The sequence below is a fragment of the Microbacterium sp. 4-7 genome, from assembly GCF_014332665.1.
Taxonomy (GTDB): Bacteria; Actinomycetota; Actinomycetes; order Actinomycetales; family Microbacteriaceae; genus Microbacterium.
Genome location: NZ_MCRH01000004.1, coordinates 466,193 through 481,756, shown reverse-complemented (window position 1 = coordinate 481,756; position 15,564 = coordinate 466,193). Strand labels below are relative to the sequence as shown.

The 15,564-nt window shown below is 68.2% G+C and carries 16 protein-coding genes; 15 read left to right on the top strand and 1 reads right to left on the bottom strand.

From position 1 onward, the window contains the following. Window positions 1–83 precede the first annotated feature (83 nt). From rpsA to BEP68_RS09415, 12 genes are all read left to right on the top strand, one after another. Window positions 84–1,538, top strand: a complete 1,455-nt coding sequence (rpsA, locus tag BEP68_RS09470) for a 30S ribosomal protein S1 (protein WP_053096692.1) — start codon at window positions 84–86, stop codon at window positions 1,536–1,538. A gap of 133 nt (window positions 1,539–1,671) precedes the next feature. Continuing rightward, window positions 1,672–2,523: an ABC transporter ATP-binding protein gene (locus tag BEP68_RS09465; protein WP_053096690.1), complete on the top strand. Its 852-nt coding sequence runs from the start codon at window positions 1,672–1,674 to the stop codon at window positions 2,521–2,523. Beyond that, window positions 2,520–3,566, top strand: a complete 1,047-nt coding sequence (locus tag BEP68_RS09460) for an aliphatic sulfonate ABC transporter substrate-binding protein (RefSeq protein ID WP_187249812.1) — start codon at window positions 2,520–2,522, stop codon at window positions 3,564–3,566. Before BEP68_RS09465 ends, BEP68_RS09460 begins: the two co-directional genes overlap by 4 nt. Beyond that, the gene (locus BEP68_RS09455; protein ID WP_150115086.1) at window positions 3,563–4,423 is read left to right on the top strand and encodes an ABC transporter permease; all 861 of its coding nucleotides are present in this window, start codon (window positions 3,563–3,565) and stop codon (window positions 4,421–4,423) included. The genes BEP68_RS09460 and BEP68_RS09455 overlap by 4 nt, the downstream gene beginning before the upstream one ends. 2 nt (window positions 4,424–4,425) lie before the next feature. Then, a complete protein-coding gene (gene acs / locus BEP68_RS09450) occupies window positions 4,426–6,426 on the top strand; it encodes an acetate--CoA ligase (protein ID WP_187249811.1) in 2,001 nt (666 codons plus the stop codon). Then, window positions 6,423–7,727, top strand: a complete 1,305-nt coding sequence (locus tag BEP68_RS09445) for an O-acetylhomoserine aminocarboxypropyltransferase/cysteine synthase family protein (protein WP_187249810.1) — start codon at window positions 6,423–6,425, stop codon at window positions 7,725–7,727. Before acs ends, BEP68_RS09445 begins: the two co-directional genes overlap by 4 nt. Beyond that, entirely contained in the window at window positions 7,724–8,308 is a 585-nt protein-coding gene (locus BEP68_RS09440) for a CoA-binding protein (RefSeq protein WP_261987784.1), read from the top strand. Before BEP68_RS09445 ends, BEP68_RS09440 begins: the two co-directional genes overlap by 4 nt. A gap of 32 nt (window positions 8,309–8,340) precedes the next feature. Beyond that, window positions 8,341–8,940, top strand: a complete 600-nt coding sequence (coaE, locus tag BEP68_RS09435; RefSeq protein WP_187249809.1) for a dephospho-CoA kinase — start codon at window positions 8,341–8,343, stop codon at window positions 8,938–8,940. Beyond that, on the top strand, window positions 8,937–10,148 hold the full coding sequence (locus BEP68_RS09430) for an MFS transporter (protein WP_187249808.1): 1,212 nt from the start codon (window positions 8,937–8,939) through the stop codon (window positions 10,146–10,148). The genes coaE and BEP68_RS09430 overlap by 4 nt, the downstream gene beginning before the upstream one ends. A 67-nt stretch (window positions 10,149–10,215) precedes the next feature. Then, complete coding sequence (locus BEP68_RS09425; protein ID WP_261987783.1) at window positions 10,216–11,001, top strand: GNAT family N-acetyltransferase; 786 nt, start codon at window positions 10,216–10,218, stop codon at window positions 10,999–11,001. Window positions 11,002–11,066: 65 nt separating this feature from the next. Beyond that, window positions 11,067–13,139 carry an excinuclease ABC subunit UvrB gene (gene uvrB / locus BEP68_RS09420; RefSeq protein WP_053096678.1) on the top strand — a complete coding sequence of 691 codons (2,073 nt, stop codon included), beginning with the start codon at window positions 11,067–11,069 and terminating at the stop codon, window positions 13,137–13,139. A gap of 19 nt (window positions 13,140–13,158) precedes the next feature. Continuing rightward, complete coding sequence (locus tag BEP68_RS09415; protein WP_222839258.1) at window positions 13,159–13,491, top strand: TfoX/Sxy family protein; 333 nt, start codon at window positions 13,159–13,161, stop codon at window positions 13,489–13,491. 59 nt (window positions 13,492–13,550) lie between these two features. Here the strand turns inward: BEP68_RS09415 and BEP68_RS09410 are convergent, their stop codons facing one another. Beyond that, window positions 13,551–13,793 carry a hypothetical protein gene (locus tag BEP68_RS09410; RefSeq protein WP_053096676.1) on the bottom strand — a complete coding sequence of 81 codons (243 nt, stop codon included), beginning with the start codon at window positions 13,791–13,793 and terminating at the stop codon, window positions 13,551–13,553. Window positions 13,794–13,838: 45 nt separating this feature from the next. On the opposite strand from BEP68_RS09410, the gene BEP68_RS09405 reads away from it, so the two are divergent. From BEP68_RS09405 to BEP68_RS09395, 3 genes are read left to right on the top strand one after another with little or no spacing between them, the layout of a single operon-like run. Next, window positions 13,839–14,282 (top strand): MarR family winged helix-turn-helix transcriptional regulator, encoded by a 444-nt coding sequence (locus BEP68_RS09405; protein ID WP_053096674.1) that lies wholly within the window; start codon window positions 13,839–13,841, stop codon window positions 14,280–14,282. A 20-nt stretch (window positions 14,283–14,302) separates the two neighbouring features. Then, complete coding sequence (locus BEP68_RS09400) at window positions 14,303–15,034, top strand: DUF4129 domain-containing protein (protein WP_187249806.1); 732 nt, start codon at window positions 14,303–14,305, stop codon at window positions 15,032–15,034. Continuing rightward, window positions 15,031–15,558: a hypothetical protein gene (locus BEP68_RS09395; protein WP_157538214.1), complete on the top strand. Its 528-nt coding sequence runs from the start codon at window positions 15,031–15,033 to the stop codon at window positions 15,556–15,558. Before BEP68_RS09400 ends, BEP68_RS09395 begins: the two co-directional genes overlap by 4 nt. The last annotated feature ends 6 nt before the right edge of the window (window positions 15,559–15,564 follow it).

The window sequence follows — 15,564 nt, the reverse complement described above, 5'->3', positions numbered from 1 at the left end:
ATCAATCGCTGCAGAGCTCATGATCGGCCGTGCGCGGCCGGAGCCCTCAGCCCGAGTCTCCATTCACAAGGACAACCCACTACATGACTACCGCAACGACCGCCCCGGCCACCAAGCAGGTCGCCATCAACGACATCGGATCTGCTGAGGACTTCCTGGCCGCGGTCGAGAAGACCCTGAAGTTCTTCAACGACGGCGACATCATCGAAGGCACGATCGTCAAGATCGACCGCGATGAGGTCCTCCTCGATGTCGGATACAAGACCGAGGGCGTCATCCCCTCGCGCGAGCTCTCGATCAAGCACGACGTCGACCCGAACGAGGTCGTCAAGGTCGGCGACGAGGTCGAGGCCCTGGTTCTCCAGAAGGAGGACAAGGAAGGCCGTCTGATCCTCTCCAAGAAGCGTGCTCAGTACGAGCGTGCCTGGGGAGACGTCGAGAAGATCAAGGAGAACGACGGCGTCGTCACCGGTACGGTCATCGAGGTCGTCAAGGGTGGACTCATCGTCGACATCGGCCTCCGCGGCTTCCTGCCGGCCTCGCTCATCGAGCTGCGCCGCGTCCGCGACCTCACGCCCTACCTCGGCCAGGAGATCGAGGCCAAGATCCTCGAGCTCGACAAGAACCGCAACAACGTCGTGCTCAGCCGCCGTGCGCTGCTCGAGCAGACGCAGTCGGAGTCGCGCACCACGTTCCTGAACAACCTGCACAAGGGTCAGGTCCGCAAGGGTGTCGTGTCGTCGATCGTCAACTTCGGTGCATTCGTCGACCTGGGCGGCGTGGACGGCCTCGTGCACGTCTCCGAGCTGTCCTGGAAGCACATCGAGCACGCCTCCGAGGTCGTCGAGGTCGGCCAGGAGGTCACCGTCGAGATCCTCGAGGTCGACCTCGACCGCGAGCGCGTCTCCCTGTCGCTGAAGGCTACGCAGGAGGACCCGTGGCAGGTCTTCGCCCGTACCCACGCGATCGGACAGGTCACGCCGGGTAAGGTCACCAAGCTCGTTCCGTTCGGTGCGTTCGTTCGCGTCGCAGACGGCATCGAGGGCCTCGTCCACATCTCCGAGCTCTCCAGCAAGCACGTCGAGCTGGCCGAGCAGGTCGTGTCGGTCGGCGAAGAGGTCTTCGTCAAGGTCATCGACATCGACCTCGAGCGTCGTCGCATCTCGCTCTCGCTGAAGCAGGCGAACGAGGCAGTCGACGTCAACGGCACCGAGTTCGACCCGGCGCTCTACGGAATGCTCGCCGAGTACGACGAGGCCGGCGAGTACAAGTACCCGGAGGGCTTCGACCCCGAGACCGGTGCGTGGAAGGAAGGCTTCGACACCCAGCGCGAGGCATGGGAGCAGGAGTACGCTGCAGCCCAGGCTCGCTGGGAGGCGCACAAGGCTCAGGTTGCCAAGGCAGCCGAGGCCGAGGCGGCCGCTGGCGACGACTTCGGTGGTCAGGTCTTCTCGAGCGAGGCCGCAGGCGCGGGCACGCTCGCGGATGACGAGGCTCTCGCGGCTCTCCGCGAGAAGCTCTCGGGCGGCAACGCTTAAGCATCACGCTCTGAACGGGCCGTCATCCTTCGGGATGGCGGCCCGTTCTGCGTCTCGACGCGTCCTCGGATCTCCATGACCGATCATTACGCTCGCATTCGTCACATTCCGGCGGGTTGGACAGCATGGGGACATGACCTCTCTGCTCTCGGCGCCCTCGACGGCCGGCGCATCGGCGATCGCCGGCACCGCACAGCCGGTGCGCCTGCAGGGGGTGGAGCGCAGCTTCACGCTCTCCCGCGGCCGGCGCGACGTCCTCCGCGCGGTCGACGTCGACGTCGCCGCCGGTGAGATCGTCGCCATCGTCGGTCCCTCCGGGTGCGGCAAGTCGACGTTGCTGCGGCTCGTCGGGGGACTGGATGCACCGACCGGCGGCAGCATCCGCATCCAGGACACGCGCGTGGCCGACGTCGACGAGCGCACCGCCGTCGCGTTCCAGGAGCCCCGCCTGCTGCCATGGCGGACCATCGCCCAGAACATCGAACTCGGTCTGCCCCGTGGCACCGCGCGCCGCGAAGGCCGGGAACGTGTGCGGGAGCTCATCGAGCTCGTCGGCCTCGAGAAGGCCGCTGATCAGCGGCCACGCGAAGTGTCGGGTGGCATGGCGCAGCGCGCCTCGCTCGCACGCGCCCTCGCTCGCAATCCCGGCGTGCTGCTGCTCGACGAGCCGTTCGGTGCGCTCGATGCGCTCACCCGCCTGCGGATGCACGATCTGCTCCTCAAGATCCATGCGGCTGAGCCGACCACCGTGCTCCTCGTCACGCACGATGTCGAAGAAGCCCTCTATCTCGCCGATCGTGTGCTGCTGCTGCGCACGCTCGGCGACGCCGACACGGAAGCGCCGTCCATCGTGCGCGCGATCACCGTCCCCGGCATCCGACCCCGGGACCGCGCCGATCGCGGTCTCGCCGACCTCCGCGCAGAGCTCCTCGAAGGACTCGGCGTGGACACCCACCACCGCACCGCCACCGAGGAGACCCGATGAGCACCATCACCCGACGAATCATCCCCGCGATCACGATCGCAGGGACGATGATGCTCGTCGCCACCGGCTGCGTCGCCGGTGAGAACGCCACCGCCTCGGACTCGTCGTCCGACGACGCGGCAGCCTCGGGGGAGTGGTCGGCGGACACTCTGTCCATCGACTTCGCGACCTACAACCCGCTCAGCCTCGTGATCCGCGACCAGGGGATCCTCGAGGAGATCCTCGGCGACGACGTCGAGGTCGAGTGGGTGCAGTCCGCGGGATCCAACAAGGCGAACGAGCTGCTGCGCTCCGGCTCGATCGACGTCGGCTCCACGGCCGGCTCGGCGGCACTGTTCGCCCGATCGAACGGCTCACCGATCCAGGTCATCGACATCTTCTCGCAGCCCGAATGGTCGGCGATCGTCGTCGGCCCCGACAGCGACATCACCTCGGTCGAGGACCTCGCGGGCAAGTCGGTCGCGGCGACGAAGGGAACGGACCCCTATTTCTTCCTGCTCCAGTCTCTTGAGGAAGCAGGCCTCTCGGTCGACGACGTCGAGGTCCAGAACCTCCAGCACGCCGACGGCCGTGCCGCTCTCGACAGCGGCTCGGTAGACGCCTGGGCGGGCCTCGATCCCATCATGGCCGCGGCCGAGGTGGAATCGGGCGATGAGCTCATCTACCGCAACGTGGACTTCAACACCTACGGCTTCCTCAACGCCACCGAGGACTTCATCGAGAACCACGCGGACCTCGCGCAGGCGGTCGTCGACGCATACGAGCAGGCGCGCGAGTGGGCCGTCGAGAACCCCGACGAGACCGCGGCGCTGCTCGCCGAGGTCGCAGGGATCGACCCCGCGGTCGCGACGACCGTCATCGAGGAGCGGTCGAACCTCGACGTCAGCGGCATCCCCGGTGAGGCGCAGATCGCCGTGCTCGAGAAGATCGCGCCGGTGCTGGTCGAATCCGGAGATGTCCAGGGTGGCGAGGCTTCGGTCGAGAAGGCTCTCGACTCCCTCATCAACGCCACCTTCGCCGAGAAGGCGGTCGGCGGCGAGTGATCACTCCCGACCAGCGCGTGGTGGTGCCCGCGGATGCGCAGGACGCGATCGACGCGGCGCGCGGAGTCCGGCGTCGTGACGAGGCCGGTGCCCGTCATGCCTGGGATCGACCCGCGGTGCGTCTCGTCGGCGGACTGTTGCTTCCGCTCATCATCGTCGGTGCCTGGCAGCTGGTCACGACCACCGGGCTCGTCGCGCCCTACCTGCTCCCTTCGCCGGCATCCGTCTTCACCGCGGGGGTCGAGCTGGCCGAGCGCGGCACGCTGTGGACGCACGTCGCCATCTCGGTGCAACGGGTCCTGCTCGGGTTCGCGGTCGGTTCTGTCATCGGACTCGCGGTGGCCGGCATCGTCGGTCTGTCACGGGTCGGCGACGTGCTGCTCAGTCCGACGCTCTCCGCGATCCGAGCGGTGCCGTCGCTCGCCTGGGTGCCGCTGCTGATCCTGTGGATGCAGATCGGCGAGGAGTCCAAGGTGACGCTGATCGCCATCGGCGCCTTCTTCCCGGTCTACACGACTGTCGCGTCCGCACTCCGCCACGTCGACCCGCAGCTGGTAGAGGCGGGACGCTCGTTCAGTCTTCGCGGATGGTCCCTCTTCCGCACGGTGCAGCTGCCGGCCGTCGTGCCGTCGGTCGCCGCGGGGCTCCGGCTGGCGCTCGCGCAGGCGTGGCTGTTCCTCGTCGCCGCCGAGCTGATCGCGTCGTCGATGGGACTCGGCTTCCTGCTGACCGACTCGCAGAACAGCGGCCGCGTCGATCGGATCATCCTCTCGATCGTCCTGCTGGCGCTGCTCGGCACGATCACCAACGCGATCCTCGTGGTGGTCGAGAAGTACCTGCTCCGCCGGTGGATGTGACGATGGCCGAGGCGCGCCTGCACGAGACCCGTGCGTACCCGGCCCCTGCTGCGTTCGCCGCTCAGGCGAACGTCGCCGATGAGGCGTATGCGAGGGCCGCCGCGGACCCCACGGCCTTCTGGGAGCAGGCCGCGTCCCGACTCGACTGGGCAGAGCACTGGCACACGGCCCACGAGTGGGATCCGCCTGCGGGCGATGACGTCCCGGCGGCGCGCTGGTTCGTGGGCGGGCGCCTCAACGTGGCATACAACTGCGTCGACCGTCATGTCGACGCCGGGCGCGGGGACAAGATCGCCCTCCACTTCGAAGGAGAGCCGGGGGACAGGGCTTCGGTCACGTACGCGGACCTCCAGCGTCGCGTCTCGCAGGCGGCGAACGCGCTGACCGCGCTCGGCATCGAACCGGGCGACCGGGTGGTCGTCTATCTGCCCGTGCTGATCGAGACGGTCGTGATCACGCTCGCATGCGCACGGATCGGCGCCGTGCATTCACTGGTGTTCGGCGGCTTCTCGGCCGAAGCGGTGCGCTTCCGTCTGATCGACACCGGCGCCAAACTGCTCGTCACGAGCGACGGGCAGTTCCGCCGCGGCACCGCGACCGAGGTGAAGTCGACGGCCGACATCGCCGCAGCGGATCTGCCGGACCTCGAGCATGTGCTGGTCCTGCGGCGCACCGGCCAGGACGTGCCGTGGACCGACGGTAGAGACGTCTGGTGGCATGACACGGTCGGCACAGCCTCGTCCGACCACATCGCGCAGGCGTTCGACTCCGAGCATCCGCTGTTCATCATCTACACATCGGGGACCACCGGCAAGCCCAAAGGCCTCGTGCACACCTCCGGTGGCTACCTGACGCATGCGAGCTGGGCACACTGGGCGCACTTCGACGCGAAGCCCGACGACGTGCACTGGTGCACGGCGGATCTCGCGTGGGTGACCGCTCACACCTACGAGATCTACGGGCCTCTCTCCAACGGGCTGACCCAGGTGATCTACGAGGGAACGCCGGACACCCCCGATCGCGAACGTCATCTCGAGATCATCGAGCGGTACGGCGTGACGGTGTACTACACGGCGCCGACGCTGATCCGCACCTTCATGACCTGGTTCGGGCCCGAACTCCCGTCGGGTCACGATCTCTCGACCCTCCGTCTGCTCGGGACCGTCGGCGAGGCGATCAATCCGGAGGCCTGGATCTGGTTCCGCCGGAACTTCGGACGCGATGAGCTGCCGGTCATCGACACCTGGTGGCAATCCGAGACCGGGGCGGCGATGATCGCGCCGCTGCCCGGAGTCACGACCCTCAAGCCGGGGTCCGCGTCCGTGCCGCTGCCCGGCATCGATGCGACGGTCGTCGACGCGGACGGCCACGAGGTCGCTCCCGGCCGGTCGGGCACGCTCGTGGTGCGCCGCCCGTGGCCGGGTATGGCGAGGACGGTGTGGGGCGACCCTCAGCGCTACCGCGATGCGTATTGGTCCGCCTACGCCGGGCACGGCGAACACGGCGGCTACTACGTGGCGGGCGACGGTGCGACGAGAGACGCCGACGGCTACATCTGGATCCTGGGGCGGCTCGATGACGTGGTGAACGTGTCGGGCCACCGGCTGTCCACGATCGAGATCGAGTCGGCGCTGGTGGCGCACGAGACGGTGGGCGAAGCGGGAACGGCCGGCGTCGCAGACCCCATCACAGGCCAGGCGGTGGTCGCCTTCGTGACTCCCTCCGGACGATCCGAGGTGTCGGTCGCCGCGCTGCGGTCGCAGGTGGCGGCTGCCATCGGTCCTGTCGCCAAGCCGAAGCACATCGTCGTGGTCGCCGACCTGCCGAAGACCCGCTCGGGAAAGATCATGCGCCGACTTCTCGCCCAACTGTGGGAGGCCGAGCAGGATCGTCGCTCGGGACGAGCCCCAGCTCCGCTGGGAGACACGACATCGCTGCAGAATCCGTGGGCCGTCGGCGAGATCGCCGCCGTGCTCGAGAACGCTGAACTGAGGACATCATGACGGAAGAACATCGCTTCGGTTTTCGCACGAGGGCGCTGCATGCCGGCGGGACTCCCGACGCAGCGACCGGCGCCAGGGCCGTGCCGATCTACCAGACGACGTCGTTCGTGTTCGACGACGCGGCGGACGCCGGCAACCTCTTCGCCCTCCAGAAGTACGGGAACATCTACTCGCGCATCGGCAACCCCACCGTCGCCGCGCTCGAAGAACGCCTGGCCTCGCTCGAGGGCGGCATCGGCGCGGTCGCGACCGCCTCGGGGATGAGCGCGGAGTTCATCACGTTCGCGGCGCTCGTCGGAGCGGGCGACCATGTGGTCGCCGCGGCGCAGCTGTACGGGGGCACGGTGACCCAGCTCGACGTGACCCTGCGTCGTTTCGGCGTGGAGACGACGTTCGTCGCGTCGACCGATCCCGCCGACTACGCCGCCGCCATCCGTCCGGAGACCAAGGTCGTCTACGTGGAGATGATCGGCAATCCCTCGGGTGAGATCGCCGACATCGAGGGGCTGGCCGAGGTCGCTCATGCCGCAGGTGTGCCGCTGGTCGTGGACGCCACGCTCGCCACCCCGTACCTCGCGCGCCCTCTGGAGCACGGCGCGGACATCGTCATCCATTCGGTCACCAAGTTCCTGGGCGGACACGGGACGACGCTCGGCGGCGTCGTCATCGAGAAGGGCACCTTCGACTGGGGCAACGGCCGCTTCCCGCAGATGACAGAGCCGGTCGAGTCGTACGGCGGCATCAAGTGGTGGGACAACTTCGGCGAGTACGGCTTCCTCACCAAGCTCCGCACCGAGCAGCTGCGTGACATCGGCCCGGCGCTGAGCGCGCAGTCGGCGTTCAACCTCCTTCAGGGAGTCGAGACGCTGCCGCAGCGGATCGATGCGCACCTTGCGAACGCGCGGATCGTGGCCGAATGGCTCGACTCCGACCCCCGGGTGGAGTATGTGACGTGGGCGGGTCTCGAGCATCACCCGCATCATGAGCGCGCAGCGAAGTATCTGCCGCTCGGTCCTGGTTCGGTGTTCGCCTTCGGGGTCAGGGCCGACGACGGTCGCTCGGCGGGCGAGACGCTCATCGAGAATCTTCAGCTGGCATCGCACCTCGCGAACATCGGGGACGCGCGCACGCTCGTCATCCACCCGGCATCGACGACCCACCGGCAGCTCACGGAATCACAGCTCGTCGCGGCGGGCGTGCGACCGGACCTCATCCGCATCTCGGTGGGCCTCGAGGACGCAGAAGACATCATCTGGGACCTTGACCAGGCCCTCACGACAGCGACAGGAGCCACTCGATGAGCGGAATCGAGACCACCGGCGCCGATGCCTGCGCGCTGCCGACCGCCCAGGATTCTGCGGCCTGCGCCCTGCCCACACCCGCGCCGGCGCACCCGGATCGGACCTGGGAGGGTCCCAGCCAGCAGCAGCGCTTCGGCATACTGCGACGCGCGAAGTCGGTCGCCATCGTCGGCGCGTCGAACAATCCCGCGCGCGCCTCGTATTTCGTCGCGACGTACCTGCTCTCCAGCACCGCATACGACGTCTATCTCGTCAACCCGCGGGAATCGGAGATCCTCGGTCAGCCGGTCTACGCCTCGCTGTCCGACCTGCCGGTGGTCCCGGACGTCGTCGACGTCTTCCGCCGCCATGACGACCTGCCCGGCGTCGCCCAGGAGGCGATCGAAGCCGGGGCGCAGACCCTGTGGCTGCAGCTGGGATCGTGGAACGAGGATGCCGCGGCGATCGCCGAGGGCGCGGGGCTCTCCGTGGTGATGGATCGGTGCATCAAGATCGAGCACGCCCGGTTCCACGGAGGCCTCCACCTGGCCGGTTTCGACACCGGCGTCATCAGCTCGCGACGGCAGCTGCTGGCCCGCTGATCCGCGATCTCAGCCCCGTTTAGACTGGCGAGATGCCTCTCATCGCGCTCACCGGCGGCATCGCCTCGGGCAAGTCGACCATCGCACGACGACTCGCAGAGCTCGGCGCGGTGGTCGTCGACGCCGATCAGATCGTCCGCGACGTGCAGTCGCCCGGCTCCGAGGTTCTGGCTCGGATCGAGGATGCCTTCGGCGCGGACGTCATCTCGGCGGACGGCGCACTCGACCGCGCCGCCCTGGGGGCCAAGGTCTTCGGCGATCCGGAGCGGCTGGCGCGACTGAACGCGATCGTGCATCCGGCCGTCCGTGCCGAGTCGCAGCGACGATTCGAGGCGGCAGCGGCCGCCGAACCGGGCGGTGTGGTCGTGTACGACGTGCCCCTTCTGGTCGAGGCGCGCGTCGATGACCCCTGGGACCTGATCGTCGTCGCCCATGCGCCTGCCCAGGAGCGCAGACGGAGGCTCGTTGAATTGCGCGGCATGGCGGAACAGGCTGCGCAGGAGCGGATCGATGCTCAGGTCTCGGACGAGCGTCGGCTGGCGATCGCCGATGAGGTCGTCGACACATCCGGATCCCTGGAGCAGACGATGCTGCAGACCGATGCCCTGTGGGAGCGGATCCGCTCGTCGTGACCTTCACCGGTCACGCACCCGGATCCCCTGCCTATCGGCGTCTCATCGTCGGGCTCTTCTTCGCCGGCATCGCGACATTCGCCCAGCTCTATTCGCCGCAGGCCGTTCTGCCGCAGCTGTCGTCCGATCTCGGGATCACGCCTGCCACCGCGGCGCTCGCTGTATCGGCCGCGACGCTCGGTCTCGCGGCGGCGGTGATCCCGTGGTCGATGGTCGCGGATCGCATCGGCCGAGTGCCGGCGATGGGGACCGGCATCCTCGCCGCTACCGTTCTGGGTCTCGTCGCTCCGCTCAGCACCGGCATGGAGATGCTGCTGGCGCTGCGCCTGCTCGAGGGCATCGCGCTGGGCGCCGTGCCAGCCGTAGCGCTCGCGTACCTCAGCGAGGAGGTGAGTGCGCGTCATGCCGCGGCGGCCGCGGGGAGCTACATCGCCGGGACGACCGTGGGTGGTCTGCTCGGTCGCGTCGTGTCCGGATTGGCGGGAGAGCAGTGGGGGTGGCGTGCGGGAATCTGGGTCGTGGCCGGTGTCTGCGCGATGGCGGCCGCTCTCTTCCTCTGGCTGACGCCGAAGGCTCGGGGGTTCGTGCCCGGTCGGCTTCGCGAGGGTGCGACAAGCGGGATGCTCGCGCGTCTCGTGTCGCCGATGCGCTCCGCACCGCAACTCGCCCTCTACGCGCAGGGCTTCCTTCTCATGGGAGCGTTCGTCGCGGTGTACAACTACCTCGGATTCCACCTCATCGACGCGCCGTTCTCTCTTCCGAGCTGGCTGGTGACCCTGCTCTTCCTCGCCTACCTCGCGGGCACCGTCTCGTCACCGACCGCCGGTGCTCTCGCATCTCGCTTCGGTCGATACCCGGTGCTGCTGTGCTCGATCGCGGTGATGGGGATCGGAGCGCTCGCCATGCTCAGCCAGGCCGCGCTGCCGGTGGTCCTCGGGCTGCCGCTCTTCACGGGCGGCTTCTTCGGCGCACATGCGGTTGCGTCGGGGTGGGCTCCGGCCGCTGCCACGCCGGACAGTCGTGCGCAGGCATCGTCGCTCTACTACTTCGGCTACTACGCGGGCTCGAGCCTGTTCGGATGGGCGCTGGGCATCGTGTTCGGCAGGGCGGACTGGGCGTGGTTCGTGGGCGCGATCATCACGATGTGCGCGGTGTCGGCGGCACTCGCGGCGCGCGCGCTCCGGTCGTCGCCGACAGGACGCATATGATCGCGAGGCGGCACCGCCGCGCAGCCGCTCGCCGGCGCGACCGACCCGAAGGACCAGCACCATGCGCATGAGGCATCTTGCAGCGTACGACCACGAGCTGCGCACGGATGCGGAAGTGGTGCATGCCCTCAATGTGGCGACGCACGGACCGCTGCGTCTCGCCGCCTTTCCGGGCGGGCGCGGGTTCGTGTCCTACGCCGATCTCGGCGGGGTCGATCAGGGCGGCATCGAGGCGCTCGTCGATGCCGCGCTCGCGCACTTCGGGAGGCGGAGCGAGATCGACTCGATCGAGTGGAAGACGCGCGGGCATGACCGGGCACCGGGGCTCGGCGGGACTCTCGAAAGCCGAGGCTTCGTGCCGGAGGAGACGGAGTCGGTGATGATCGGCGAGGCGGAGCTGCTCGCCCAGCCGGTGTCGCTCCCCGCCGGAGTCGAGCTTCGGCGCGCGCGAACGGAGACCGAGGTGTTCGCGATGGAGGAGATGCAGGGCAGGGTGTTCGGCGATCCCCGGTGGCGGGTGCGGGTCGAGACGACGCTGCAGCGCATCCGCGAGGACGACACGGTGGAGCTGTGGACCGCCGTCGCCGGAGACGAGGTGATCAGCGCTGGACGGCTCGAACCGGTCACGGGCACGCGATTCGCCGGTCTGTGGGGAGGCGCGACGCTGCCCGAGTGGCGGGGCCGCGGCGTCTATCGGGCTCTGACGGCCCAGCGGGCGCGGTCCGCCCTCGCCCTCGGCAAGGTGTATCTGCACTCGGATTCCACGGAGTTCTCGCGGCCGATCCTCGAGCGGGCCGGGCTCGTCACGGTCACGACCACCACTCCCTACGTGTGGACGCGGTCGACTGACTGACGGGCAGGGATTCCGCCGGGGGCTCTCGTGGCCCCGATGTCGGTGGCCCGGCATACGCTGGAGGTATGCAAACCACGCGCAGCGTCCGTCCTTTCGAGGTCATCAGCGAATACGCGCCCGCCGGCGACCAGCCGAAGGCCATCGCCGAGCTCGCGTCGCGCATCAATGCCGGCGAGACAGACATCGTCCTGCTCGGTGCCACGGGTACCGGAAAGTCCGCGACGACCGCCTGGCTGGTCGAACAGGTGCAGCGTCCGACGCTCGTCCTCGCGCACAACAAGACTCTCGCCGCGCAGCTCGCCAACGAGTTCCGCGAGCTGATGCCGAACAACGCCGTCGAGTACTTCGTCTCCTACTACGACTACTACCAGCCGGAGGCGTACGTCCCGCAGACGGACACCTTCATCGAGAAGGACTCGTCGATCAACTCCGAGGTCGAGCGTCTCCGCCACTCGACGACCAACTCGCTGCTGAGCCGTCGGGATGTGATCGTGGTCTCGACGGTCTCCTGCATCTACGGTCTCGGTGCGCCGGAGGAGTACCTCCGGGCGATGGTCGCGCTCCAGGTGGGGGAGCGCTACGACCGGGACGCGCTGATCCGACAGTTCATCTCGATGCAGTACAACCGGAATGACGTCGACTTCTCCCGAGGCAACTTCCGCGTGCGGGGAGACACCATCGAGATCATCCCCGTATACGAGGAGCACGCGATCCGCATCGAGCTGTTCGGCGATGAGATCGAAGCGCTCTATTCGCTGCATCCGCTCACCGGAGAGGTGATCGAGAAGCTCGACTCCGTGCCGATCTTCCCCGCCTCGCACTACGTCGCCGGCACCGACGTGATCCAGCGCTCCATCGGCACGATCGAGCACGAGCTCGAAGAGCGGCTCAAGGAGTTCGAGCGTCAGGGAAAGCTCCTCGAGGCCCAGCGCCTGAGGATGCGCACCACGTTCGACCTCGAGATGCTGCAGCAGCTCGGGTTCTGCTCGGGCATCGAGAACTACTCCCGGCACATGGACGGGCGCCAGCCGGGCGAGCCGCCGCACACGCTGCTCGACTTCTTCCCTGACGACTTCATGCTCGTGATCGACGAGTCGCACGTGACGGTGCCGCAGATCGGTGCGATGTACGAGGGCGACGCCTCCCGCAAGCGCACGCTCGTCGAGCACGGCTTCCGGCTTCCGAGCGCGATGGACAACCGGCCGCTGCGCTGGGACGAGTTCAAGAACCGAATCGGACAGACCGTCTATCTCTCTGCGACACCGGGCAAGTACGAGATGGGGATCGCCGACGGCGTGGTCGAGCAGATCATCCGCCCGACCGGACTCGTCGACCCGCACATCATCGTGAAGCCGTCGAAGGGGCAGATCGACGACCTCCTCGAGGAGATCCGGCTTCGGGTCGAACGCGACGAGCGTGTGCTCGTCACGACACTCACGAAGAAGATGTCCGAGGAGCTCACGGACTTCCTCGGCGAGCACGGCGTACGCGTGCGATACCTGCACTCGGACGTGGACACTCTGCGACGGGTCGAGCTGCTCAGTGAACTGCGTGCCGGGGTGTACGACGTCCTCGTGGGAATCAACCTGCTCCGAGAGGGGCTCGACCTGCCTGAGGTGTCCCTCGTCGCGATCCTCGACGCCGACAAGGAAGGCTTCCTCCGGTCAGGCACCTCGCTCATCCAGACGATCGGTCGCGCGGCGCGAAACGTCTCCGGCGAAGTGCACATGTACGCCGACAAGATCACCGACTCGATGGCGAAGGCGATCGAAGAGACCGATCGCCGCCGCGAGAAGCAGGTCGCGTACAACCTCGAGAACGGTATCGACCCTCAGCCGCTGCGTAAACGGATCGCCGACATCACCGAGGTGCTCGCGCGTGAGGGCGCCGACACCGCTGAGATGATGTCCGGGCGCGGGAGAGCGACCGGCAAGGGCAAGTCGCCGACGCCGAACCTGCGGCGCACCGGCATCGCCGCAGAAGGAGCTCAGCAGCTCGAAGCGGTGATCCAGGACCTCTCGGATCAGATGCTCGCGGCTGCCGCCGAGCTCAAGTTCGAGCTCGCCGGGCGGTTGCGCGACGAGGTGCAGGACATGAAGAAGGAACTGCGCGCGATGGAGAAGGCCGGCCACGCCTGAGAAGCTCGGAGGCACCAGGATGGATGCAGCGGGCGAGGAGCTCGCCGATCGAGTGCGAGCGCTCCTCACACTCGATGAGGACGTCGAGGAGAAGCGCATGTTCGGCACGCGCGCCTTCCTCCTCGATGGGCACATCCTCGTCGGAGCGCGCGCGGGCGGGGTTCTGCTCGTCCGGGTCGATGGCGAGCACGGTGACTCGCTGATCGCCCGCCCCGGGGTGGCGGTCGCGGTCATGGGCGCGCGGACGATGGGCACCAGCTGGCTCGATGTGTCGCCGAGCGTGCTCGTCGACGACGACGATCTCGCCTCGTGGCTCGACGTCGCACGCCAAGACGCGCAGCGCTACAACTGAGAGCGAGAGTCTCCGCTGACGCGCGAGAACGAGTCTCAGCCGACGGGTGAGATCCCCTGTCAGGGGCAGTGAACGAGGGTCTTCGGACCTGAACGGTCGATCTCGTGCTCGCTCATCGGTGCACCGCACAACGGGCAGGCGCGCTCTGCCCGCTCGGACGGGCTCGGCGGGGGAGTCTTCTCGTAGGGGCCGACGGAGGCGGGGCCCGCGAAGCGGATCAGGTTCGAGTTGATCCACGCGTACAGTCCTCCGGCCTCGCGAATCCGAGTGCGGAGCGGAGGTCGATCGTCAGAACTGGCCATGTTGCTTAGTGTACTAACTATTAGGGTCAATGTATATTCGAAGCCGTGACCGCATCGGACGACCTGCTCAAACTCGACAATCAGCTCTGCTTCGCCCTGGTGACCGCAGCGCGCAACGTCGTGGCGATCTACCGGCCGATCCTCGAGCCGCTCGGGCTCACGCATCCGCAGTATCTCGTGATGCTGGCGCTCTGGGAGCGTGCTCCGCGTCCCTTGAACGATCTTGCGGCTGACCTCGCTCTCGAGCCGGCGACGGCGTCTCCCCTGGTGAAGCGTCTGGAAGCCGATGGGCTGGTCGCCAGACAACGCAGCGTCGAGGACGAGCGCCGTCTCGACATCACCCTCACGGACACGGGTCGAGCTCTGCGAGATCGCGCTCTCGACGTTCCTCGACAGGTGATGGCCGCCGTGGGGATGGATCTCGAGCAGGTAGCCACACTGCGCGACGGGTTGTCGGCATTCGCGGGTCGCCGCCCCGCCATGGAGTGACCGCACCGTAGGGTGTGGGCATGCCGAGCGAACCCCAGACGCGTCTTGCGCGCCGGAGCGTCGATCGCATGGTCCTCTCGACTGTCGTCGTGGGACTCTTCGTCCTGGCCATGATCGCTGCGGCGATCCAGGGCCGCCCGACGTTCCGCCCCGCCCCGCCGATTCCTCGGGGGACAGCGGAGCCGCTGCCGTCCAGCGATCCGGGTGCCACCGGGGTTCCCGAGCCGATGGAGATCGACTCCGCCGCCGCCGCGGTCGTTCAGACGCTCGCCGTGATCCTCATGGCGCTGGTCGCTGCCGGGCTCATCGCGCTCCTCGTGATCGCCGCGAGAGCCCTGCTGCGAGCGTGGCGGGATCGCCCGCTGGGCCGCCGTGACGCGGCCGCGGTCGCATCCGAGGTCGATCACCTCACCTCGGCGCCGGAACCCGAGATCGCCGTCGCTGTGATGCAGCGCGGGATCGCCGGGGCGCTCATGCGGATCGACGAGCGCGCCCGAGCGTCGGATGCCATCGTCGCCGCGTGGATCGGGCTCGAAGAGAGTGCCGCAGACGCAGGAGTGAAGCGAGCGGCGACCGAGACTCCCGGCGAGTTCGTGGTGCGGATCATCACTCTGCGGCCCGGGGTGGCCGGGGACGCCGCGTCGCTGCTGCGTCTCTACGAGAGCGTCCGATTCGGAGCCGGGTCGGCCGACGAGGGCGACCGGGCCTCGGCGAGAGAGGTCCTGCGACGCATCGAGGAGGTGTGGCGGTGACTGTCCGCAGAACGCTGGTCGCAGCGGGGGCGGCGGTCCTCGTCGCTCTGGCGCTCCTCGGCTTCGGCTTCACCTGGCCGTTCGTGATCGCATGGGGTCTCCTGATCGGTGCGGTCGGTCTGCTCGCGCAGCTCGCGATGCCGCTCGAGCCGGGGTTCGACGCGCCGCGCATAGACGTGGAGCCGGATCGACGACCTACCGAGATCTCTCGCATGGCGTGGGCACTGAACACACACACCGGCATCGCGGGAGCGCAGATCACGCGCCGTGTCGGGGTGATCCTGCGTCAGCGGCTGATGCGCCACGGAGTGGATCCGGATGACCCTGCTCACCGCGACCGACTCCCGCGGCTGATCGACCCGGGAGTCTGGGAGCGCCTGACGGGACCGGAGACGACGATCGTCGACGTCGAGAGGGCGCTGGACGCGATCGATCGACTGGATCCCACCTCGCCGGACGAACCGTCACCCCGGTTGCACGTACCGACCCCCGACCACGGGCGGCCCTCGCCGCCGCGTCGATGAAGGAGA